The following is a 20114-nucleotide window of genomic DNA, read 5'->3' as shown; positions in this document are numbered from 1 at the left end:
GACCCTGACGAGCGTTGTATCATAAAGGTTCGCGCGGTTTTGGCAATGCAGGCGCCGCCGCCGGCACGGCGTTATAGCCGGACGAGACTCGCCCCCCAGGTGAACCCGCCGCCCATCGCCTCGAACATGACCAGATCGCCCGGCTTGATGCGCCCGTCCCTGCGCGCCGTATCGAAAGCGAGCGGGACCGAGGCGGCCGAGGTATTGGCGTGTTCGTGAACGGTGACGATCACCTTTTCGCGCGGAATGCCGAGCTTCTTCGCCGTTGCATCGAGAATGCGGGCATTGGCCTGGTGGGGCACGACCCAATCGATGTCCTCGGCAGAAACCTTCGCTTCTTCAAGCACTTCCTTGAGGACATCGGACAGGTTCACGACCGCATGGCGGAACACTTCGCGGCCTTTCATGCGCAGGTGTCCGACCGTCTGCGTGGTCGAGGGACCGCCATCGACATAAAGCAGGTCGTGGCTTGCCCCATCGGCATGAAGCCGTGTCGCGAGCACGCCGGGAGCCTTGTCGCCTTCGCTTGCCTCGCCCTGAGCTTCGAGGACCACCGCACCCGCGCCGTCTCCGAACAGAACGCAGGTCGTGCGGTCGCTCCAGTCGAGAATCCGGCTGAAGGTTTCCGCCCCAATCACCAGAGCGCGCCTGCCCATCCCGGTGCGCAGCATCGAATCGGCAACGCAAAGCGCATAGAGAAAGCCCGAACACACCGCCGCCACGTCAAAGGCGATCCCGCCATTGCAGCCCAGCGCATGCTGGACCTTGGTCGCGGTGGCGGGAAAGGTGTTGTCGGGCGTCGCGGTGGCAAGCACGATGATATCGATATCGGCGGGCCCGAGCCCGCAATCGGCCAGCGCCGCGCGCGCCGCATCGGTCGCGAGGGTCGCCGTGGTTTCGCCCTCGCCCGCGATGTAACGCTGGCGGATGCCGGTACGCTCGACGATCCATTCGTCGCTCGTATCGACCCGGGCGGCGAGCTCGTCATTGGTGACGACGCGCCGCGGCAGGGCCGAGCCCGAGCCGAGCAAGCGCGAACCGATCACGCAGCCGCCTCGTCCGGACTGTCCTTGCCCGTCGACTGGCGGCCGTTTTCGCGCCCGTTTTCCTTAAGCGCATCCTCGCCCATCGCGGCAAGGTCATGGGCGATCCGTTCGGTCAGCTTGTTCTCGAGCAGGCGCGCGGCGACCGCTACCGCATTGGCGACCCCGCCCGCAGTCGCGCTGCCATGGCTCTTCACCACCACACCGTTGAGGCCGAGAAAGACCGCGCCGTTGTGGTTGTTGGGGTCGAGATGGTGCTTGAGCAATTCGGTCGCCGGGCGCGAGACGAGAAACCCGATCTTCGAACGCAGCGAGGAGGTGAAGGCCTGTTTGAGCAGGTCGGTGACGAAGCGGGCCGAACCCTCGATCGCCTTCAATGCGATATTGCCCGAAAAACCGTCGGTCACGACGACATGGGTTTCGCCCCGGTTGATCTTGTCGGATTCGACGAAGCCATCGAATTCGAGGGCGAGATCGCTGTCCTCGCGCGCTGTGGCGGCGGACAGGCGGGCGGCGGCATCGCGCAGCGCATCGGTGCCCTTGATCTCCTCGGTGCCGATATTGAGCAGGCGCACTCGCGGTTTTTCAAAGCCGTTGACGATCCGCGAATAGGCTGCGCCCATGACCGCGAACTGGACGAGATTGCGCGCATCGGCCTCGGTGTTGGCACCGAGGTCGAGCATCACGACGTCGTGTTCCTGCAAAGTCGGAAGCAGCGCGGCGAGTGCCGGGCGGTCGATGCCGGGCAGCGTGCGCAGCGCGATCTTGCTCATCGCCATCAGCGCGCCGGTATTACCGGCGCTGACCGCGGCCCCCGCTTCGCCCGATTTCACAGCGCCCACGGCCAGGCCCATGCTGGTCGTCTTGGCGCGGCGGATCGCGCGGCTGGGCAATTCGTCGCCGCCGACCACGTCCTCGCAATGGAGGATTTCGGATGCGCCGGCCATGCCGGGATGGTGTTCGAGCGCCTGTTTGATCCGGCCTTCATCGCCGACCAGCAGGAACTGGAAATCCTTGTGCCGACGGCGGGCGATGGCGGCGCCCTCGACCATGACGCGCACGCCTTCGTCGCCGCCCATCGCGTCAACGGCGATACGCGGGAGGCTCATGCGCTTGATCCTTCAGTCAAGGGTGGGTCAGATGCCCTTGGGCACCATCACTTCGCGGCCGTTATAGAACCCGCAGTGACCACACATGTGGTGCGGACGCTTGAGCTCGCCGCAATTCGGGCATTCGTGGAACGCCTCGACCTTGAGCGAATCGTGGGCCCGGCGATTGCCGCGGCGATGGGGCGATACTTTTCTCTTGGGGACAGCCATGGCTACGCCAATTCCTCAGGTAAAATCGTGTCTTGCGCAGGTTCTGCGCCGTTTGTTCAGCTGCCGCCCTTACGGCAAGGCGCGCGCGCGCACAAGCATGCCGAGCGCGCGGGTCCTCGCTGAAATGGCGGGAAGGCGCGCGCTATAGCGAATATCTCGGGCGTTGCAAGCCTTGCGCTGTGGCCCTAGCACGGCGGGAACAGGACAGGGGATCGGTTCATGACAATTCTACCCGTGACGCTCGCAGCCTGCGCGGCGGCGGCCGTGCTCAACATCTGGCTTTCGATCCGCATCGGAGCAATCCGGCAGGCGGCGGGGATCAGCGTCGGCGACGGCGGCAGCGAACCTCTCGAGAGACGCATGCGCGCGCAGGCGAATTTCGTCGAGAACACGCCCTTCGTGCTGCTGCTGGTGGGCTTCATCGAGCTGGCGGGCGCGGGCAGCTGGTGGCTGCAATGGGTCGCGGGGGTCTACATCGTCGGCCGGATCGCGCACGGCTTTGGCATGGACGGCGGCTCGAAGCAGGCCGGGCGCATGCTCGGCACGCTCGTGACGATGCTGACGCTGCTCGGGCTTGCGGTGGTGGCGGCGCTGGTCGCGGCGGGAGTGCTGTAGGCCGGATCGCGCGACCCGGCGGCGGAACAACCCCGACGACTTCGCTCCAGCAGGCGAACCCACCCGACAACCGGCGCAGCCGCAAGCGCGACCGCGCGCCCGCAGGTGCCCCGAAGCGAAGCGGAGGGAACAGCACCGAGGAGTTCGCCCGGATGGGCGAACACATCAAGACAAAGCGTAATCGCTCACGAAGGCGTTGGTCTTGCGCTCGATCCCGAAGGTGCTGGTGGGGCCGTGTCCGGGGATGAAGGTGACGTCCTCGCCCAGAGGCCAAAGGCGCTGGGTTATCGAATCGATGAGGTCCTGGTGATTGCCCATCGGGAAATCGGTCCGCCCGATGCTTCCCTTGAACAGCACGTCGCCCACGATCGCGAAGCGGCTGGGCCGATGGAAGAAGACGACATGGCCGGGCGTGTGGCCGGGGCAGTGGATGACATCGAGAGTCAGGTCGCCCACCGTCACCGTGTCGCCGTGCCTGAGCCAGCGGGTCGGCTCGAAACTCGCCGCCTCCATGCCGAAGCGGCCGCCATCCTCGTCGAGGCGCGCAATCCAGAAGCGGTCATCCTCGTGCGGGCCCTCGATCGGGAGGCCGAGTTCCTCGGCGAGCATCCCGGCCTGCCCGCAATGGTCGAGATGGCCGTGGGTGATGAGGATCTTTTCCAGTTCGACGCCCGCCCTGGCGACGCCGTCCTTGAGCTTGTCGAGATCGCCGCCCGGATCGATCAGCGCGGCCTTGTTCGTGGCGGTGCACCAGATCAGCGAGCAATTCTGCTGGAGCGGTGTCACGGGAAGGATCGCGGCCTTCATCGGCGGAGTCTTGGGAGCTTCGGTCATGGTGAGAGATGTGCCGCTCGCGCGGGCCGATTGCAAGTGGCGCGGAGCGCGCTATCGCTGGGGCCATGCAGGGCCTAGCCATCCGCGACGCGCGCGAGCGCGACCTCGATTTCGTCACCGGCCTGATCACCGACGATGCGGTGGCGGTCGCTCGCGATACCGTCACGGGCGAAGAACAAGCGTACCAGCGCGAGGCATTCGAGGCGATCGCGGCCGATCCGTGCCACCGCCTGCTTGTCGCGGAACTGCACGGCGAGAGGGCCGGCAGCTTCCAGCTCAGCTTCATCCCCGGCGTCGCGGTCGGCGGAGCATGGCGCGGGCAGATCGAATTCGTGCGCGTCGCAAGCCCCCTGCGCGGGCGCGGCATCGGCGAGGCGATGATGCGCTGGGGAATCGAGGAATGTCGGCAGCGCGGCTGCTACCTCGTCCAGCTGACCAGCGACCACCAGCGCCCGGCCGCGCACCGGTTCTACGAACGGCTCGGCTTCACCGCGAGCCATGCGGGGTTCAAGCTGCGGCTTTGAAGTGCGCGGTTTTGCCGCGTCGGAACGCGTCCGGTGACAGCACGGCGAACAACACCGCTGTGACCGCGCCCATGGCAGCGGTGAGCGCCATTGGTTCTGGCGTCCATGCGAACATCAGCCAGCCCACAGTTCCGCCGGCGAAGACGAAGGCCACTTTCGCCGCGATACCCTGCACCCGTCGCGGGATCGCGAAGGACATGACCGCGGCCAGGAGGCTTAATCCAAAGGCCGTGACGATGAAGACGAAGAACCAGACCAACAGGATTTCACCGAGGCGCCAGTAATTCGGGTCGACCAAACCATCGCCTCCCGACACCCAAACCGCAAGCAGCGCCATGTTCCCCAACGACGCCGCGAAAGCGACAAGAAGGATGCGGCCGGCGTTCTGCATGGCGCGCGAGGCTAGATCCGCCCCCCCTTCCACACAACCCGGCCGATGATCTCGACATCCTCCGCCGCCACGCTGACCGGAGGATAGGCGAGGTTCTGCGAGAGCAGCGAAAGCCGCCCTCCCCCGGCGCTCGCAACGCGTTTCACCATCAGCGTGTCGCCCATCCGCACGACGTGGATGCCGTCGCGAAAAGGCAGCGATCGGCGGTCGACGAGGATTTCGTCGCCGTCATTGAGGAGCGGCTCCATCGAGTCCCCCTCGACCGTCATCGCGGACTTCGACGGTTCCGAGGCAGTCCGGGCGGGCGAGGAATTCATCGACGAACTGCCCGACCACGAATTCCGCATCCCCGGCCAGCTCGTCGCCGACGCGACCGTGCGCGAGGTCGACCACCGCTTCGGCGCGGATGAGCGAATGGTGGTGACGGCGGTCCTGCTGCTGCTGGAGGAGGGTTGAGGACACGGCGCGCGAGTACCGGCCGCTCTGCGGCCGGCAAGCGCGACCGCGCGCCCGCAGGTGCCCCGCAGCGAAGCGGAGGGAACAGCACCGAGAACACGGGCCCGGATGGGCCCGTGCAAATCAGGAAGTGCGCCGCACCACCAGATTCCGGATCTCGCTCATGTCCTCCATCGCGAAACGGATGCCTTCGCGGCCCAGCCCCGAATCCTTGACCCCGCCATAGGGCATGTTGTCGACCCGGTAGCTCGGCACGTCGTTCACCACCACGCCGCCGACATCGAGCCGGTCCCACGCGTCGAGCACCTGGAACAGGTCGCGAGTGAAGATGCCCGCCTGCAGGCCGAATTTCGAATCGTTCACCGCGTCCAGTGCCGCGCCGAAATCGTCGAATGGCGCAAGGATCGCGAGCGGTCCGAAGGCTTCCTCATTCCGGGCCGCGCAGTCGTCGGGGACGTTCTCGAGCAGGGTCGCCTCCAGCATGTTGCCGTTCGTGAGGCCCCCACCGACGAGCAGGCTCGCCCCCGCGTTGACCGCCTCGTCGATCCAGCCCTTGAGCCGGCTTGCCTCCTTGTCGGAGATCATCGGGCCGATGAAGGTTTCGCGGTCCTTGGGATCGCCCGCCTTCAGCGTCTTCGTCTTCTCTACCAGCATCGCCTTGACGCGCTCGTAGACCTCGGAATGGATCAGGATGCGCTGGACCCCGATGCAGGACTGCCCCGACTGGTAGAAGGCGCCGAAGATCACCCGTTCGAGCGCGTCGTCGAGATCGGCGTCCTTGTCGATCACCACCGCCGCATTGCCGCCGAGTTCGAGCACGACCTTCTTCTTGCCCGCCTTGGCCTTCAAATCCCAGCCGACGCCCGGCGAGCCGGTGAAGGAAAGCAGCTTCAGCCGATCGTCGCAGGTGAAAAGGTCCGCCCCGTCGCGGCTGGCGGGCAGGATGGAGAACGCGCCTTCGGGCAGGATATCGCATTCCGCCAGAACCTCGCCCATGATGATCGCGCCCAAGGGCGTCTTGGAGGCGGGCTTCATGACGAAGGGGCAGCCGATTGCAATGGCCGGCGCGATCTTGTGGGCGGCGAGATTGAGCGGGAAATTGAACGGCGAGATGAAGCTGCACGGCCCGATGGGCACGCGCTTCCACATTCCCATGTAACCCTTCGCGCGGGCCGAGATGTCGAGCGGCTGGACCTCGCCGTAATTCCTCACCGCTTCCTCGGCCGCGATGCGGAAGGTGTCGATCAGCCGCGTGACCTCGCCCTCGCTGTCATTGATCGGCTTGCCCGCCTCGACGCAAAGCGCATAGGCAAGCTCATCGAAGCGTTCGCGGAAGCGCGCGACGCAGTGCATCAGCACGTCCTGGCGTTCATAGCTCGCGAGCTTCGCCATACCTTCGGCCGCGCGCACGGCCCCGGCGATGCCCTCCTCGATGACGTCCGGCGTCGCCAGAGCGGTGCGGAAGGCGACCTCGCCGGTGAACTTGTCGGTCACTTCGAGATCGGTGTTGGGCTGCGCCGCCCTGTTGTTGAGGTAGAGCGGGTAGGTGTCCTTGAGCTCGGGCATCTCTCTCTCCTGTCGAAGGGGCTCTACAGCTCGGCGCTCAACCGCTTGATGTCGTGATTGAGGATCTGGTCGTTCTCGCTGTAATCGACCGGGCAGTCGATCAGGTGGACGCCCGGCGTATCGCGCGTCTCGGCGAGGACGTCGGCGAGGTGTTCGGACGAGGTCACGCGGTGACCCTTCGCGCCGTAGCTTTCGGCATAGGCGACGAAATCGGGATTGCCGTAGGTGAGTCCGAAATCCTTGAAGCCCATGTTCGCCTGCTTCCAGCGGATCATGCCATAGGCATCGTCACGCAGGATCAAAACGGTGAGATTGAGGCCCAATCGGACGGCGGTCTCCATCTCCTGCGAGTTCATCATGAAACCGCCGTCGCCGCAGATCGCCATGACCTTGCGCTCGGGATAGAGCATCGCGCTCATCATCGCCGAGGGCAGCCCCGCGCCCATCGTCGCAAGAGCGTTGTCGAGCAGCACGGTGTTCGGAAGATACGCCGTATAACCGCGCGCGAACCAGATCTTGTAGACCCCGTTGTCGAGGCAGATGATGCCGTCTTCCGGCATGCAGTCGCGCACCTGTTTCACCAGATGCGGCGGGAAGATCGGGAAGCGCGCATCGTTCGCCAGCGGCTCGGTATGGGCGAGCTCGGCCTTGCGGTATTCGAACATGCGGGCGAAGTCCCACTTGCCCTGCGGAACGATGTCCTCCTTGATCTGCCAGATCGCGTTGGCGATGTCGCCGATGACCTCGACCTGCGGAAAGTAGACAGGGTCCACTTCGGCGGTTCGGTTCGAAACGTGGATCACCTTGGGCGGGCTGTCCGAGCCTATCGGGCCTTCCTCGTCATTGTGCATGAAGAAGGGTGGTTTCTCGATCACGTCGTGGCCGACATTGACGATGCAGTCCGCATCCTCGATCGCCCGGTGGCAGAAATCGCCCGCGGACAGCGCCGCGCAGCCAAGGAAAAGCGGGTGGCGTTCGTCGATCACGCCCTTGCCCATCTGCGTGGTGACGAAGGGAATTCCGGTTTTCTCGATGAACTGGTGGAGCATGCGCCCCGTCATCTTGCGGTTGGCCCCTGCGCCGATGACGAGGATCGGGCTCCTCGCCTCCTCGATCGCGCTCACTGCCTGGCGCACCGCCTTGGGCTCTGCCGATGGGCGCCGCGCGAGCGAGGGCGCGATCGGGCGGCTGGTGGTCTTTTCCTCGGCGATGTCCTCGGGAAATTCGAGATGGACCGCGCCCGGCTTCTCCTCCTCGGCCAGCCTTATCGCCTCGCGCACGCGGCTCGGTATGTTGTCGCCGCTGGCGAGCTGGTGGGTGAATTTCGTGATCGGCCCCATCATGTCGACCACGTCGAGGATCTGGAAACGGCCCTGCTTCGATTTCTTGATCGGCTTTTGCCCGGTGATCATCAGGATCGGCATTCCGCCAAGCTGGGCATAGGCGGCCGCGGTCACGAAATTGGTAGCGCCCGGGCCCAATGTCGCGATGCACACGCCGGTCTTGCCGGTATGCCGGCCATAGGTCGCAGCCATGAAGCCCGCGCCCTGTTCGTGGCGGGTGAGGATCAGCTTGATCTGTTTCGAACTCGACAGGCTTTCGAGGAAATCGAGATTTTCCTCCCCCGGTACGCCGAAAATATATTCGACGCCTTCCGCCTCGAGACACTCGATGAACAGGTCGGATGCCTTTTTCGTATCGCTCATGATCGCTTTCCCCCCAGATGGCGGCGTGCCGGTCCCCGCGTCACCGCCGATAGCGCCACCTTATGACCGCCCCGTGATGCCGCACAAGGGCGGGTTTGGATTGCACGAATGCGCCAGATGCGCCCGACCGGCCGGTCGCAGGGGCGAATAAACGACGTTCCGGGATGCGGCTCAGTAACCCCGGCGCGGATCGAAGATCGGGGAAAGCGGCTTTCCCGCGCGGTAGTTCGCGAGGTTTTCGAGGAAGCGGTCGGCGCTGCGGATGAACATCTTGTCCTGCGAGCGGCCCGAGACGTGCATGGTGATATGCGCGTTATCGAGTTTCCAGAGAGGGTGCTGCTCGGGCAAAGGTTCGGGCGTTGTCACGTCGAGGAAGGCGGCATGGATCGCCTTCGCCTCCAGCGCCTCGATGAGAGCCGGCTGGTCGACCACGCTGCCGCGCGCGATATTGACCAGCACCGCCTCGCGTTTCATCGCCGCGAGTTCATCGGCACCCATCATGCCTTCGGTTTCGGGCGTCGCGGGAACGGCCAGGATCACCCAGTCGAACTCACCCAGCCGCGCGCGCCATTCGTCTGGGCCAAGCACGGCCGCCTTGCCCATGGCTCCACCCCCGGAACGGCGCACGACGCTGACCTCGACGTCGAAGGCTTCGAGCCGGGGCTGGATCCGCTTGCCGATCGCGCCATAGCCCAGCAGCAGCGCGCTGGAGCCTGCCAGTTCGCGCTTGCCCGGGCTGTCGGTAAGCCATTCGTAGCGGTCCTGCGCGCGCACGACCTCGCGATAGCCCTTGGCGATGTTCAACATCCCCATGACGACATATTCGGCGATGGCGACCGCGTTGATTCCCGCCCCGTTCGTGACAGTGATCCCGCGCTCGATCAGCAGGTCCATCGGCAGGAAATCGAGCCCGGCATAGATCGAATTGAGCCATTTGAGATCTTTCGCCTCGCGCAATGTCGCGACCATCGCATCGGTATCGTTCATGTCGAACCAACCGATTTCGGCGCCCTTCACCGCCTCGATCGCTTCGTCGTGGGTCATGAACCAGCGCACGTCGATATCGCCGGGCAGGCGCGGTTCGAGCAGCGGGCGGATGAGGCCGGATATGGCGAGAATCGTCTTGTGCGTGGTCATGCCTGTTCCCCCAGTGTCCACTCCCAGCCGAGCGGGTCGCCGTCCATCACCTCGACGCCCCTTGCAGCGAGCCGATCGCGGATCGCATCGGATCGCTCGAAGTCCTTCGCGGCGCGCGCCTCCCTGCGCTCGGCAAGCTCGGCTTCGATCTCTTCCTCGGTGATCGCGGCGGAGGCGGGCCGCAGGCGCAAATCCCTGCGGGTGAGCGCGAACAGGCCGAAACCGAGCACAGCGTCCATGCGCTCGATCACCGCGCGCTTGATCGCGGGGTCGACCTTCTTCACCGCCAGCGCATCCTCCAGCGCGGTGAGCGCGATGGGAGTATTGAGGTCGTCCGAGATCGCCTCGTCGAACTTGGCGAGCACTGGCGCAAATTTCGGGTGATCGTGCGCGGCGCCTGCGGGCGCATCGGAAAGCTGTTCCACCGCCATCACCATGCGCTTCAATCGGGTCAGCGCTGCTTCCAGCCCCTCCCACGAGAATTCCAGCTCGCTGCGGTAATGCGCCTGCAGGCACATCATCCGGTAGGCGAGCGGGTGATACCCCTTCTCGATCAGCAACGGCAGGCGCAGGAATTCGCCGCTCGACTTCGACATCTTGCCGGAGCGTTCGACGAGGAAGTTGTTGTGCATCCAGATGCGCGCGCCCGAATGGGTCGCCTCGTCGAGCGAACCGCACCCGCAGAAGGCTTGGTTCTGGGCGATCTCGTTGGGGTGGTGAATTTCCCTGTGGTCGATCCCGCCGGTATGGATGTCGAAGGGAAAGCCCAAAAGCTTCTCGCCCATCACCGAACATTCGAGATGCCAGCCCGGCGCGCCTCGCCCCCAGGGCGAATCCCATTCCATCTGCCGCGTCTCGCCCGCGGGCGTGGTGCGCCAGATCGCGAAATCGGCGGCGTTGCGCTTGCCTTCGACCGTGTCGATCCGGCCCTCCCCGTCTTCGGTCACCGCCCGCGCAAGCCGGCCATAGTCCGCGACCGTGGAGACGTCGAAATAAAGCCCGCTTTCCAGTTGGTAGCAGTGCTTGTCCGCGATGCTTTTCGCAAAATCGATCATCTCGGCGATGTAATCGGTCGCGACCGACCAGCGCGCGGGCTGACGGATGTTGAGCGCCCTCACATCGGCCTTGAACGCATCGGTGTAATGCGCCGCGATTTCCCAGATCGAACGCTGCGATCCGGCCGCCGCCTTTTCCAGCTTGTCCTCTCCCGCATCGGCATCGTCGGTAAGGTGGCCGACATCGGTGATGTTGATGATGTGGGTGAGGCCATAACCCTTCCAGCTCAGCGTCCGGCCCAGCACGTCGGCGAAGACATAGGCGCGCATATTGCCGATATGGGCGTAATTGTAGACCGTCGGCCCGCAGGTATAGACCCGTGCTTCCCCGGGGTGGACCGGAACGAAGTCCTCCTGTGCCCGGTTGAGTGAATTGAACAGTCTGAGCGGACGATCGGTCATGGCGCGCCCATGCGACAATCCGGGAAAAGGCGCAACCGGGACGAACGGGAGGGACAGATCTTCGATACGAGCGAGAGCGGCAGCATTCCGAGAGTCCTTGGCGGGATCGTCATCGCCGGGTGCTTGACAGCGATCGTGCTCGACCTCGTCGGCCTCGGCCTGTCGGACCGGGTCGGCATGATCCGCGACACGATCAGCAATCTCGCGGCGAAGGAGGGCGATAACACCCCGGTCGACGAGCTTGCCGATACCGGCCTCTACGCCTTCGCAGCTGCGGTGCTGGCGACGACCGCGGGGCTGGCGCGCTGGCGGATCGACCGGCTCGACTGGAAGATCGGCGCCGTGCTGCTCGTCGTGGTGGCGGTCTGCGTCGCGCTGATCGCGGGCTACGAAGCCTATACGAGCGGCGAGGGAACGGTGATCCATTACCGGCTGGTCTACGTGCTGGGCGGAGCCTTCCCGCTGACCGTGCTGCTCACCGCCGGGCAATTCTACGAAATCCGCAGATGGCTCGGAATCGCGCTCTATGCAGGCGGCGCGGTGTGGGCGATCGCAGCGCCGTTCCTGTTCCTTGTCCCGACCGCGTGGGACGGAGGCTATGAACGCCTGCTCGCCGCCCTCATGCTCGGCTGGTTCCTGACGATGGGAGTTATGATCTGGCGCGATCCCGACACGAAGCGGCACATCCCCGAGGACGAACGCAGCTAGGCGGTCTCCTTCGCCTCTTCCCACCCCATGAAACGCACCTGTTCTTCAAGCGGCACGCGCTCGCGCTCGAAATTGTTGAGCGGCGCATGCGGATCGCGATAGCCGATCGCCATGCCGCAGAAGAACATCGTCTTGTCATGGTCGAGCCCGAGGAAATCACGGATCACGTTGGCATAAAGCGCCATGAATTCCTGGTAGCAGGAATCGAGCCCCTCCTCGCGCAGCAGCAGAGCGACGGTCTGGAGCCACATGCCGGTGTCCGACCACTGCGCCTCCTTCATGAAACGCGGGAAATAGCACAGCAAGAGGGCGGGCGCGTCGAAGCTGGTGGCGTTCCTCGCCATCGCCTTCATGCGCCCTTCCTTGTCCTCGCGCGCAATGCCCATCGCGCCGAACATGCCCTTCGAGACGCCATTGAGCCGCTCCTTGTAGCAATCGACATTGCCGGGCGCGGTCCAGTCGTACTCGGCCTCCTGCGGCGGGGTGGTGGTGATTTTCGCCTGCAGGTCCTTGAGCGGCTGCCCGGTGAGGATCGTCGCCTCCCATGGCTGGTAATTGCACCCCGAAGCGGCCCAGCGCGCGGTGTCCATGACGCGGCGGATTTTCTCGAACTCGACCGGCTTGTCGAGAAACGCCCGGATCGAGCGGCGGGTGGTGACGGCTTCGGTAACGTTCATGAAGGTTTCCCAGTTTTCCTGTGGGCGAGCGCGGAGCCGACCTGTGCGGCCGCCATCGCCGGAAGCGCCAAGAAGGCAAGAAGGATGACGCCGAGCACGATCAGCGGACCGACGCCTGTTGCGACGAGCATGACCGGCAGCATGGCGAATATGACCGCGGCGCCCGCAAGCCAAGCGAGCCGCTCGGCAAAGACCCCGAGCATCGCGGACAGCGCGAGTGCGGTCACGTAAAAAATCCAGAAACTGCGCCCGTCCCACGGCTCGCGGACACCGTCGACGAACCCCGCGAGCGTCCACAGCACGACGCCGAGCGCAAGCGCGAGGATCGACAGGAGGCTGGGCTTCATCGTGCAAACCCCGCGAACATCGCAGCAATTCCGAGCGCCAGCCCGGCCGCTCCGAGAATGCGAAGCGTGCGGTGAGAAAGGTCGAAGCGCGGTGGGTATGCTTCGAGTTCGCGACGCTCCTCGAAAAAGGCCTCCGGCGCGCCCGCGTCGAGTTCACGCAGGCGGGCATCGCGATTGCTGCGCGATTCCTTCACGAGCAGGTCCGGTCGAAGGATCGCGCCCAGCGAGGTTCCGGCCACCATCAGGCCCAGCCCCAGCATCAACCCGTCGACATCGCTCACCGCCGCCGCGCCCCCCGCTTCGGCCCCTTCTCGTCCTCGAATAGTTCGGCGAGCTGTTCCATGATCGTGCCGCCGAGCTGTTCCACATCCATGATCGTCACTGCACGGCGATAGTAGCGGGTCACATCGTGCCCGATGCCGATGGCGACCAGCTGGACGGGCGAGACCTTCTCGATCCAGTCGATCACGCCGCGCAGATGCGCCTCGAGATATCCCGCCGAATTCACCGAGAGCGTCGAATCGTCGACCGGCGCGCCGTCCGAAATCACCATCAGGATGCGCCGTTCCTCGGGCCGGCCCATCAGGCGCGAATGCGCCCATAACAGCGCCTCGCCGTCGATGTTTTCCTTCAGCAGCCCCTCGCGCATCATCAGCCCGAGATTGCGGCGTGCGCGTCGCCACGGCTCATCGGCCTGCTTGTAGATGATGTGGCGAAGATCGTTGAGGCGCCCGGGGTTCTGCGGCTTTCCGTCGGCGAGCCATGCCTCGCGGCTCTGCCCGCCCTTCCATGCGCGGGTGGTGAAGCCGAGGATCTCGGTCTTGACCCCGCAGCGCTCTAGCGTGCGCGCGAGGATATCGGCGCTGATCGCGGCGATAGAAATGGGCCGGCCGCGCATCGAGCCCGAATTGTCGATCAGCAGCGTGACCACCGTATCCTTGAACTCGATGTCGCGCTCGACCTTGTAGCTCAATGCCGTGCCGGGCGAGACGATCACGCGCGACAGGCGGGCTGCGTCCAGCACGCCTTCCTCCTGGTCGAAATCCCAACTGCGGTTCTGCTGGGCCATCAGCCGCCGCTGCAGCCGGTTGGCGAGCCGCGTCACCACGCCCTGAAGCCCCGTCAGCTGGCTGTCGAGATAGGCGCGCAGCCGGTCCAGTTCCTCGGCGTCGCACAATTCGGCCGCCTCGGTGATCTCGTCGAATTTCTCGGTAAAGGCCTTGTAGTCGAGACCTTCCGGAATGTCGGCCTGCGGGCGGTTGGGCTTTACCGGGGCGTTCGAGGCATCGCCCTCCTCGCCCGGTTCGCCGTCCTGCATTTCGTCCTCGGCCGAAAGCTCGCTCTCGGCCTCGCCCTCGCCTTCGCCCTCCGCCATGTCGCCGGCCATTTCGGTCGACTGCGGCTCGTTCGAGCCGTCCTGCTCGTCCTCGCCTTCCTGGTCCTGCTCCTCGCCCTCGTCGTCCTCGCCGTCCTCGTCCTCGTTGTTCTCCGGCTGGTCGGTCGGGCGGGTGAGGTCGAGATCGCGCAGCATGTCGAGCGCGAGCTTCTGGAAGGCTTCCTGGTCGGAGAGGCTGTCGGACAAGGCGGCGAAATCATTGCCCACCTTCTCCTCGACGAAATCGCGCACGAGATCGACGCCGGAGCGCGCCTTTTCGGGGATCGCCTCGCCGGTCAATTGTTCGCGCAGCATCAGCGAGAGCGCGGTCTGGATCGGGACCTCGGAGGAATTCTGGGCGCGCACGATCTGGTCCGACGCGGTGCGCATCTCGGTCGCGGCGTCGAGATTGCGCCGGATCCCGTCGAAACGGTTCGCGCCCAGCGCCTCCCAACGGACCTGCTCGATCGCGTCGTAACAGGCGCGCGCGACCGGTTCGGGCGGAGCGCCGGTCGCGTGCAGCCCGGCATCGTGATGTCGCAGCTTGAGCGCGAAACTGTCGGCAAACCCCCTCGCCTCGGTAACCTGGTCGGGCGGCAGGTCGCGCCCCGGCAGGGGCACGCGGAAGCGGTTGCCGCTCTGGCCCGGCACGTCGGCGCTCCAGGCGACTTCGACTTCGGGGTCCTTTGCGATGGCGCGCGAGGCGCCGGTCAGCACCTGCTTGAAACGATCGAGGGGAGATTCTTCGGACATGAACGCGCCAGATAGGGATTACAGGATCGGCATTACAGGATCGATTGGCCGGTCTTTTCCCAATCCTTGAGGAAACCCTCAATCCCCTTTTGCGTGAGGACATGGTCGAACAGCGCGAAGATCACCTTGGGCGGCGCGGTCATCACGTCAGCGCCGATCCGCGCGCTTTCGAAGACGTGGGTGACGTGCCGCACGCTCGCGACGAGGATTTCGGTATCGAAGGCGTAATTGTCGTAGATGAGGCGGATGTCGCGGATCAGGTCCATCCCGTCCGTGCCGTTGTCATCGTGGCGGCCGACGAAGGGCGAGATGAATGTCGCCCCCGCCTTCGCTGCGAGCAGCGCCTGGTTGGCGGAAAAGCACAGCGTGACGTTGACCATCGTTCCATCGCCCGTAAGCGCCTTGCAGGTCTTGAGCCCGTCGACCGTCAGCGGCACCTTGATGCAGACATTGTCGGCGATGCGGCGGAGCTTTTCGGCCTCCTTCATCATCGTCTCGTGATCGAGCGCGACGACCTCGGCCGAGACCGGCCCGTCGACAAGATCGCAGATCTCCTTCGTCACTTCCATGAAGTCGCGCCCCGATTTCGCGATCAGCGAGGGGTTGGTCGTCACCCCGTCGAGCAGCCCGGTCGCGGCAAGCTCGCGGATGGCATCGATCTCGGCGGTATCGACGAAGAATTTCATGGGTTTGTCCTTTTCGATTGTCCGCCCGCAACAAACAAATGATGGTGGTCTTGCGACCCGGCGGAGCCTAAGCGCCCCGCCCATGAAACACCTGCCTATGGAACGGGCCCGTATACGTGTCGCCGCGCTGATTGCCTGCTGCGCTGCCGCTTGGCAACCGTCGATCGCGCGGGCCGCGGACGAGAACACGCAGCTCTGGCTGATCGGCGCGGTGCGGACCGATCTCGGCGAGGATACGCATGCCACGCTCGACGGTTCGCTGCGCCTGCGCGAGGATGCACGCGGCGGGGACGAAAAGACCATCCGCCTCACGCTCGAACAGGAAGTCGCCGACAATGTCCTTGCAGGGGGCGGCGCAGGGGTGTGGGACACCGAGACCGGCGAAACCGAGGTGCGGATCTTCCAGCAGCTGACGATAACGCGCGGCGCGTTCGCCGCCCGCACGCGGCTGGAGGAACGCATCTTCGACGGCGCCGACCGGGTCGAGCTGCGCTTTCGCCAGAGGATGCAATACACTCTCGAACTTTCGGGCAGCGTGAGCGCGAGCCTCGACGGCGAATGGCTCCACCTCGTCCAGACGCGCGACCGGCTCGGCCCCCAATATCGCGACCAGTTCCGCAGCCGGGCGGCAGTGACCGCGGACCTCGGCAACGGCCTCACCGCAGGGATCGCCTATCTCGCGATATACGACCAGCGCGGGGCGGCACGCGATCGCTATGCCCATGTCCCGCAGGTCTCGCTCGACTGGCGCTTCTGACGCGTTAACGCGCGCGCCGCGTTTTCCGGCACAGCCCACAGGTCCGCGCTGACGGCCCGTTCGCCCCCCGGCGGCATAGGGGAAGGCGCCGGGCTTCTACCTGCCGCTTTTCGCGTCATCGGGCGCGAGGGCTGCGGGCGAGTTGGGCCAAGGGAAGGGAAAACGACAATGATAAGAACGATTCTCGCGTGGCTGCCCGCGCTGCTCGCCGCCGCGCTCTGGCCCGTTGCCGCCTCGGCGCAAGAGGAAGACACACAGCTCTGACCCAGCACCAGCGCGCGCGGCACGCTCGACACCAGGACCTTCGTGACGCTCGATGCGAGCCTTCGCCTGCGCGATGACGCGGTGCGCGGCGGGGACGAACGCCAGGCGCGCATCACCCTTGAGCGCAAGATCGCCGACGGCGTCTTTCTCGGTGGGGGTGCCGGCGTCTGGGAAGGCGACGGCGGCTTCACCGAGTTTCGCCCGCACCAGCAACTGATCGTCATTCGCGAGCCCCTGCTCACCCGAACCCGGCTCGAACAGCGCGTGTTCGACGGCGCCGACCGGGTCGAGATCCGCTTTCGCCAGCAGGTCCAGCTGGCGCAGGGCGTTGCGCCGCGCACGCAGGCGGTCGTCTCGGGCGAATGGCTGCGGCTGCTGCAGAAGCGGTGTGACGATCCGATGCTTTTCCGCACCGAATGGGCCGGACGCGCGGCGCTGGTGACGCAGGTCGGCGAACGCATGTTCCTGGGCGCCGCCTATATCGCGATCCTCGAGCCGCGCCGGGGCTTTCCCGACCGGCTCGCCCATGTCCCGCAGGTGACGGTGGATTTCGTGTTCTAGCCCGTCACACGCGGCCGCCCGCGCCGAACACTCCGATCAGGACCGGCTCGCCCGTCGCACCCGGATCGGCGCGAATCGCGGCTTCCTCGTTGCCGATCTCGGCCCAGATCGCCGCGTCGACCTCGCCTGCCAGCCGCTGCGCCACGCCGCCGATGTCCGTCCCGGTCGCGGCGTTCAGCAATTCGGCGACGAGCGGATCGGAAGCGACGCGGATCGCCTCGCCCAGTTCGGGGACCATTTCCTCGATCAGCCTGCCGCCGAGTTCACCGCGCAGCGCCTGCGTTGCGGCGCGCGGCCCGCCGCGCACGAGATCGACCGCATTGGCGATCCCGATCACCCGCACCGCATCGGTCACGATCGGCGCGGCGCGGAAAGAGGCTTCGATGGCGAGGTCGGCAAAGGCATCCTCGAGCCGCCGCTTGAACAGGGTCGAGGTGAGGATGCGGGTCAGCACGTCGCCGCGCACGCCAAGCGTATCGCCGAGCCCGGCGCTCGCGATCCGTTCGTCCCAGTATCCGCCCGGCTCGGTCAGGCGATAGAAGGCGTTCTCGCTCGCCTGAAGGAGCAGCCTGCGGACTGCCTCGGTCAGGCTGTAGCCGGGATAGGTGGCGCAGGCCGGCAGCACCAGCGCGAGCGCGGCGACGCCGCCTGCGCGAAGGGCGCTGCGGCGCGACAGGTTGGTCGAGGGGGCAGAGACCATGGACAAGTTCCTTTCGCATTGTTCCGAATGAGAACGAGCGCGTCTATGCTTGGCTCCAGATGAACCGCGTCCGTATCCTCGTCCTCAACGCAGCGCTCGGCCCGCTCGACTATACCGTGCCCGAAGGCGTGGACGCGGTGCCGGGCAGCGTGGTGATCGCGCCATTGGGGCCGCGAAGGGTGACGGGGATCGTGTGGGACGAAGGCCGTCTTCCGGGAACGGAAGTCCCGGCGGAGAAATTGCGCCCGCTGCTCGGCCTCGTGCCGGTCCCGCCGCTCGCCGAGCCGCTGCGCCGCCTTGTCGAATGGACCGCCGATTATTACTGCGCCGCCATGGCGAGCGTCGCGCGCATGGTGCTTTCGAGCGGCGGGGCGCTGGGCGGGCCGACGACGACGACCGAATACCGGCTGGCAGGTGGCGAACCGGCGGGAAGGCTTACCGCCCAGCGCAGGCAGGCGCTCGACAGGCTGGCAGGAGAACAGGGCACGATCCGCGAACTCGCGAGCGCCGCCGAAGTCTCCGAAGGCGTGCTGCGCGGCATGGTGGGCGCCGGGCTGATCGAACCGGTCGAAGTCGCGATCGACCGCCCCTACCCCCTCGCCGATCCCGACCATGACGTGCCCAGCCTCTCCCCCGACCAGAGCGAAGTCGCCGGGCGGCTGGTCGAAGCGGTGCGCGCGCAGGCATTCGCTCCCTTCCTGCTCGACGGGGTCACGGGTTCGGGCAAGACCGAAACCTATTTCGAACCCGTCGCCGAGGCTCTGCGCATGGGCCGGCAGGTGCTCGTCCTCCTGCCCGAAATCGCGCTCACCGAAAATTTCCTCGCCCGGTTCGAGGACCGTTTCGGCGCGGCCCCGGTGCTGTGGCATTCGTCATTGAAATCGACAGAGCGCCGCCGGGCATGGCGCGCGATTGCGCAAGGGTCCGCTCAGGTCGTCGTCGGCGCACGTTCGGCTCTGTTCCTGCCCTATGCCGATCTCGGCCTGATCGTCGTCGACGAGGCGCACGAGATCAGTTTCAAGCAGGATGACGGCGTGCGCTACAACGCCCGCGACGTGTCGGTGATGCGCGCCCGGTTCGAAGGCCTGCCCGTGGTCCTCGCCAGCGCCACGCCCGCGCTCGAAAGCCTGCACATGGCGGAAATCGGCGTCTACGAGCGCCTCGAATTGCCGAGCCGGTTCGGCGGCGCGCAATTGCCCGACATCCACATCCTCGACCTCACCCGCGAAAAGCCGCCGCGCGGGCGCTGGCTGGCGCAGCCGCTGGTCGACAGGTTGGCGCAGCGGCTGGAGCGCGGCGAACAGTCGCTGCTGTTCCTCAACCGCCGCGGCTATGCCCCGCTGACCCTGTGCCGCAATTGCGGGCACCGTTTCAAATGCCCCCATTGCAGCGCGTGGCTGGTCGAACACCGCCTGTCCGCGCGCCTTGCCTGTCACCATTGCGGGCTGGAGACGCAGGTGCCCGAGGCCTGCCCCGAATGCGGCGAGGGCGATTGCCTCGTCGCCTGCGGGCCGGGGGTGGAGCGGATCGCCGATGAAGTGGCCGAGCTGTTCCCCGAAGCGCGCGTCGCGGTCGCGACCTCCGACACGCTCGGTTCGCCAGAACGCGCAGCGCAATTCATCGCCGAGGCGGAGGCGAAGGCGATCGACGTGATCGTCGGCACGCAGCTCGTCACCAAGGGGTTCCATTTTCCCGACCTCACGCTGGTCGGCGTGGTCGATGCCGATCTCGGCCTCGAAGGCGGAGACCTGCGAGCGGCCGAGCGGACCTATCAGCAGGTAGCCCAGGTCGCCGGGCGCGCCGGACGCGGGAGCAAGCCGGGCGAAGTGCTGATCCAGACCCGCCACAAGGACGCGCCGGTCATCGCCGCGCTGGCGGACGGGGACCGCGACGCATTCTACGCCGCCGAGACCGAGGCCCGGCGCGATGCGGGCGCCCCGCCCTTCGGTCGCTGGGCAGCGATCATCCTGTCTTCGGAAGACGAGAAGGAAGCGCGCGAGGCCGCGATCCGGCTCGGCGACGTTCGCCCGCATCAGGGGGACCTCATGATCCTCGGCCCTGCCCCCGCCCCGCTCGCGCTGCTCAGGGGCCGTTATCGCTACCGTTTCCTCGTCAATGCATGGCGCAGCGCGAACCTGCAGGCGGCGCTGCGCGACTGGATCGGGCGGGCCGAATTCGCCCCCGGCGTGCGGGTCGGCATCGACATCGACCCCTATTCCTTCGTCTGAAGGCACCAAT

23 protein-coding genes are annotated in these 20114 nt (G+C 66.0%); 7 read left to right on the top strand and 16 right to left on the bottom strand.

Translation table 11 applies throughout. The features are described 5' to 3' along the window. Positions 1-71: 71 nt before the first annotated feature. The 3 genes from Ga0102493_RS05485 to rpmF are packed head-to-tail and all read right to left on the bottom strand — an operon-like array spanning position 72 to position 2362. A complete protein-coding gene (locus Ga0102493_RS05485; RefSeq protein WP_034903905.1) occupies positions 72-1046 on the bottom strand; it encodes a beta-ketoacyl-ACP synthase III in 975 nt (324 codons plus the stop codon). Further along, a complete protein-coding gene (plsX, locus tag Ga0102493_RS05480) occupies positions 1043-2152 on the bottom strand; it encodes a phosphate acyltransferase PlsX (protein ID WP_034903907.1) in 1110 nt (369 codons plus the stop codon). The genes Ga0102493_RS05485 and plsX overlap by 4 nt, the downstream gene beginning before the upstream one ends. A 27-nt stretch (positions 2153-2179) precedes the next feature. Further along, positions 2180-2362, bottom strand: coding sequence for a 50S ribosomal protein L32 (rpmF, locus tag Ga0102493_RS05475; RefSeq protein ID WP_034903908.1), 183 nt, complete (start codon positions 2360-2362; stop codon positions 2180-2182). Between the two features lie 219 nt (positions 2363-2581). Here rpmF and Ga0102493_RS05470 point away from each other — a divergent pair, with 219 nt between their 5' ends. Then, positions 2582-2977: an MAPEG family protein gene (locus tag Ga0102493_RS05470; RefSeq protein ID WP_034903911.1), complete on the top strand. Its 396-nt coding sequence runs from the start codon at positions 2582-2584 to the stop codon at positions 2975-2977. 165 nt (positions 2978-3142) lie between these two features. On the opposite strand, the gene Ga0102493_RS05465 is transcribed toward Ga0102493_RS05470, so the two are convergent. Then, on the bottom strand, positions 3143-3784 hold the full coding sequence (locus Ga0102493_RS05465) for an MBL fold metallo-hydrolase (protein ID WP_034904115.1): 642 nt from the start codon (positions 3782-3784) through the stop codon (positions 3143-3145). Positions 3785-3876: 92 nt separating this feature from the next. Here Ga0102493_RS05465 and Ga0102493_RS05460 point away from each other — a divergent pair, with 92 nt between their 5' ends. Further along, positions 3877-4335: a GNAT family N-acetyltransferase gene (locus Ga0102493_RS05460; protein ID WP_034903914.1), complete on the top strand. Its 459-nt coding sequence runs from the start codon at positions 3877-3879 to the stop codon at positions 4333-4335. On the opposite strand, the gene Ga0102493_RS05455 is transcribed toward Ga0102493_RS05460, so the two are convergent. Together Ga0102493_RS05455 and Ga0102493_RS05450 are read right to left on the bottom strand one after the other, a co-directional pair. After that, positions 4319-4726: a hypothetical protein gene (locus Ga0102493_RS05455; RefSeq protein WP_034903917.1), complete on the bottom strand. Its 408-nt coding sequence runs from the start codon at positions 4724-4726 to the stop codon at positions 4319-4321. The genes Ga0102493_RS05460 and Ga0102493_RS05455 overlap by 17 nt on opposite strands. A gap of 11 nt (positions 4727-4737) precedes the next feature. Beyond that, positions 4738-4974: a S24 family peptidase gene (locus Ga0102493_RS05450; protein WP_335660995.1), complete on the bottom strand. Its 237-nt coding sequence runs from the start codon at positions 4972-4974 to the stop codon at positions 4738-4740. On the opposite strand from Ga0102493_RS05450, the gene Ga0102493_RS05445 reads away from it, so the two are divergent. Next, positions 4958-5182: a VHS/ENTH/ANTH domain-containing protein gene (locus Ga0102493_RS05445; protein WP_174544522.1), complete on the top strand. Its 225-nt coding sequence runs from the start codon at positions 4958-4960 to the stop codon at positions 5180-5182. The two genes, Ga0102493_RS05450 and Ga0102493_RS05445, sit on opposite strands and share 17 nt — an antisense overlap. A 123-nt stretch (positions 5183-5305) precedes the next feature. On the opposite strand, the gene Ga0102493_RS05440 is transcribed toward Ga0102493_RS05445, so the two are convergent. The 4 genes from Ga0102493_RS05440 to cysS form a co-directional block, all read right to left on the bottom strand. Next, complete coding sequence (locus Ga0102493_RS05440) at positions 5306-6748, bottom strand: aldehyde dehydrogenase family protein (protein WP_034903919.1); 1443 nt, start codon at positions 6746-6748, stop codon at positions 5306-5308. Positions 6749-6771: 23 nt separating this feature from the next. Next, the gene (locus Ga0102493_RS05435) at positions 6772-8454 is read right to left on the bottom strand and encodes an acetolactate synthase large subunit (protein WP_034903922.1); all 1683 of its coding nucleotides are present in this window, start codon (positions 8452-8454) and stop codon (positions 6772-6774) included. Between the two features lie 171 nt (positions 8455-8625). After that, positions 8626-9591, bottom strand: coding sequence for a D-2-hydroxyacid dehydrogenase (locus Ga0102493_RS05430; protein ID WP_034903924.1), 966 nt, complete (start codon positions 9589-9591; stop codon positions 8626-8628). After that, positions 9588-11048, bottom strand: coding sequence for a cysteine--tRNA ligase (cysS, locus tag Ga0102493_RS05425; RefSeq protein ID WP_034903926.1), 1461 nt, complete (start codon positions 11046-11048; stop codon positions 9588-9590). The genes Ga0102493_RS05430 and cysS overlap by 4 nt, the downstream gene beginning before the upstream one ends. A 9-nt stretch (positions 11049-11057) precedes the next feature. Between cysS and Ga0102493_RS05420 the strand changes: the two genes are divergently transcribed. Continuing rightward, positions 11058-11756, top strand: coding sequence for a DUF998 domain-containing protein (locus Ga0102493_RS05420; RefSeq protein ID WP_081845648.1), 699 nt, complete (start codon positions 11058-11060; stop codon positions 11754-11756). Here the strand turns inward: Ga0102493_RS05420 and Ga0102493_RS05415 are convergent. From Ga0102493_RS05415 to fsa, 5 genes are read right to left on the bottom strand one after another with little or no spacing between them, the layout of a single operon-like run. Beyond that, the gene (locus Ga0102493_RS05415) at positions 11753-12433 is read right to left on the bottom strand and encodes a nitroreductase (RefSeq protein WP_034903929.1); all 681 of its coding nucleotides are present in this window, start codon (positions 12431-12433) and stop codon (positions 11753-11755) included. The genes Ga0102493_RS05420 and Ga0102493_RS05415 overlap by 4 nt on opposite strands. Further along, entirely contained in the window at positions 12430-12780 is a 351-nt protein-coding gene (locus Ga0102493_RS05410) for a hypothetical protein (protein ID WP_034903932.1), read from the bottom strand. The genes Ga0102493_RS05415 and Ga0102493_RS05410 overlap by 4 nt, the downstream gene beginning before the upstream one ends. Further along, positions 12777-13061 (bottom strand): hypothetical protein, encoded by a 285-nt coding sequence (locus tag Ga0102493_RS05405; protein ID WP_034903935.1) that lies wholly within the window; start codon positions 13059-13061, stop codon positions 12777-12779. Before Ga0102493_RS05405 ends, Ga0102493_RS05410 begins: the two co-directional genes overlap by 4 nt. After that, positions 13058-14908: a cobaltochelatase subunit CobT gene (gene cobT, locus Ga0102493_RS05400; RefSeq protein ID WP_034903937.1), complete on the bottom strand. Its 1851-nt coding sequence runs from the start codon at positions 14906-14908 to the stop codon at positions 13058-13060. The genes Ga0102493_RS05405 and cobT overlap by 4 nt, the downstream gene beginning before the upstream one ends. A gap of 32 nt (positions 14909-14940) precedes the next feature. Next, positions 14941-15594: a fructose-6-phosphate aldolase gene (gene fsa / locus Ga0102493_RS05395; RefSeq protein ID WP_034903938.1), complete on the bottom strand. Its 654-nt coding sequence runs from the start codon at positions 15592-15594 to the stop codon at positions 14941-14943. 82 nt (positions 15595-15676) lie between these two features. Between fsa and Ga0102493_RS05390 the strand changes: the two genes are divergently transcribed. Together Ga0102493_RS05390 and Ga0102493_RS05385 are read left to right on the top strand one after the other, a co-directional pair. Then, the gene (locus Ga0102493_RS05390; RefSeq protein WP_161490045.1) at positions 15677-16351 is read left to right on the top strand and encodes a DUF2490 domain-containing protein; all 675 of its coding nucleotides are present in this window, start codon (positions 15677-15679) and stop codon (positions 16349-16351) included. Between the two features lie 306 nt (positions 16352-16657). Continuing rightward, complete coding sequence (locus tag Ga0102493_RS05385; RefSeq protein ID WP_051697983.1) at positions 16658-17176, top strand: DUF2490 domain-containing protein; 519 nt, start codon at positions 16658-16660, stop codon at positions 17174-17176. A 4-nt stretch (positions 17177-17180) separates the two neighbouring features. On the opposite strand, the gene Ga0102493_RS05380 is transcribed toward Ga0102493_RS05385, so the two are convergent. Beyond that, positions 17181-17876, bottom strand: a complete 696-nt coding sequence (locus Ga0102493_RS05380; RefSeq protein WP_034903947.1) for a DUF4197 domain-containing protein — start codon at positions 17874-17876, stop codon at positions 17181-17183. Positions 17877-17935: 59 nt separating this feature from the next. Here Ga0102493_RS05380 and Ga0102493_RS05375 point away from each other — a divergent pair, with 59 nt between their 5' ends. Beyond that, a complete protein-coding gene (locus tag Ga0102493_RS05375; protein ID WP_034903949.1) occupies positions 17936-20104 on the top strand; it encodes a primosomal protein N' in 2169 nt (722 codons plus the stop codon). The last annotated feature ends 10 nt before the right edge of the window (positions 20105-20114 follow it).

Origin of the sequence: Erythrobacter litoralis, from assembly GCF_001719165.1 — a bacterium.
In the GTDB taxonomy this organism is placed as follows: domain Bacteria; phylum Pseudomonadota; class Alphaproteobacteria; order Sphingomonadales; family Sphingomonadaceae; genus Erythrobacter; species Erythrobacter litoralis.
The sequence above is the reverse complement of the archived record's forward strand: the minus strand, read 5'-3'. Positions and strand labels throughout refer to the sequence as shown.

Bases quoted from the DNA above. Each gene is read 5' to 3' on its own strand.
- rpmF (WP_034903908.1), bottom strand. From the start codon at position 2,362: ATGGCTGTCCCCAAGAGAAAAGTATCGCCCCATCGCCGCGGCAATCGC.
- Ga0102493_RS05455 (WP_034903917.1), bottom strand. From the start codon at position 4,726: ATGCAGAACGCCGGCCGCATCCTTCTTGTCGCTTTCGCGGCGTCGTTG.
- Ga0102493_RS05420 (WP_081845648.1), top strand. From the start codon at position 11,058: ATGCGACAATCCGGGAAAAGGCGCAACCGGGACGAACGGGAGGGACAG.
- plsX (WP_034903907.1), bottom strand. From the start codon at position 2,152: ATGAGCCTCCCGCGTATCGCCGTTGACGCGATGGGCGGCGACGAAGGC.
- Ga0102493_RS05390 (WP_161490045.1), top strand. From the start codon at position 15,677: ATGAAACACCTGCCTATGGAACGGGCCCGTATACGTGTCGCCGCGCTG.
- Ga0102493_RS05375 (WP_034903949.1), top strand. From the start codon at position 17,936: ATGAACCGCGTCCGTATCCTCGTCCTCAACGCAGCGCTCGGCCCGCTC.
- fsa (WP_034903938.1), bottom strand. From the start codon at position 15,594: ATGAAATTCTTCGTCGATACCGCCGAGATCGATGCCATCCGCGAGCTT.
- cysS (WP_034903926.1), bottom strand. From the start codon at position 11,048: ATGACCGATCGTCCGCTCAGACTGTTCAATTCACTCAACCGGGCACAG.
- Ga0102493_RS05440 (WP_034903919.1), bottom strand. From the start codon at position 6,748: ATGCCCGAGCTCAAGGACACCTACCCGCTCTACCTCAACAACAGGGCG.
- Ga0102493_RS05450 (WP_335660995.1), bottom strand. From the start codon at position 4,974: ATGGAGCCGCTCCTCAATGACGGCGACGAAATCCTCGTCGACCGCCGA.
- Ga0102493_RS05465 (WP_034904115.1), bottom strand. From the start codon at position 3,784: ATGAAGGCCGCGATCCTTCCCGTGACACCGCTCCAGCAGAATTGCTCG.
- Ga0102493_RS05430 (WP_034903924.1), bottom strand. From the start codon at position 9,591: ATGACCACGCACAAGACGATTCTCGCCATATCCGGCCTCATCCGCCCG.
- Ga0102493_RS05380 (WP_034903947.1), bottom strand. From the start codon at position 17,876: ATGGTCTCTGCCCCCTCGACCAACCTGTCGCGCCGCAGCGCCCTTCGC.
- Ga0102493_RS05415 (WP_034903929.1), bottom strand. From the start codon at position 12,433: ATGAACGTTACCGAAGCCGTCACCACCCGCCGCTCGATCCGGGCGTTT.
- cobT (WP_034903937.1), bottom strand. From the start codon at position 14,908: ATGTCCGAAGAATCTCCCCTCGATCGTTTCAAGCAGGTGCTGACCGGC.
- Ga0102493_RS05435 (WP_034903922.1), bottom strand. From the start codon at position 8,454: ATGAGCGATACGAAAAAGGCATCCGACCTGTTCATCGAGTGTCTCGAG.
- Ga0102493_RS05460 (WP_034903914.1), top strand. From the start codon at position 3,877: ATGCAGGGCCTAGCCATCCGCGACGCGCGCGAGCGCGACCTCGATTTC.
- Ga0102493_RS05470 (WP_034903911.1), top strand. From the start codon at position 2,582: ATGACAATTCTACCCGTGACGCTCGCAGCCTGCGCGGCGGCGGCCGTG.
- Ga0102493_RS05410 (WP_034903932.1), bottom strand. From the start codon at position 12,780: ATGAAGCCCAGCCTCCTGTCGATCCTCGCGCTTGCGCTCGGCGTCGTG.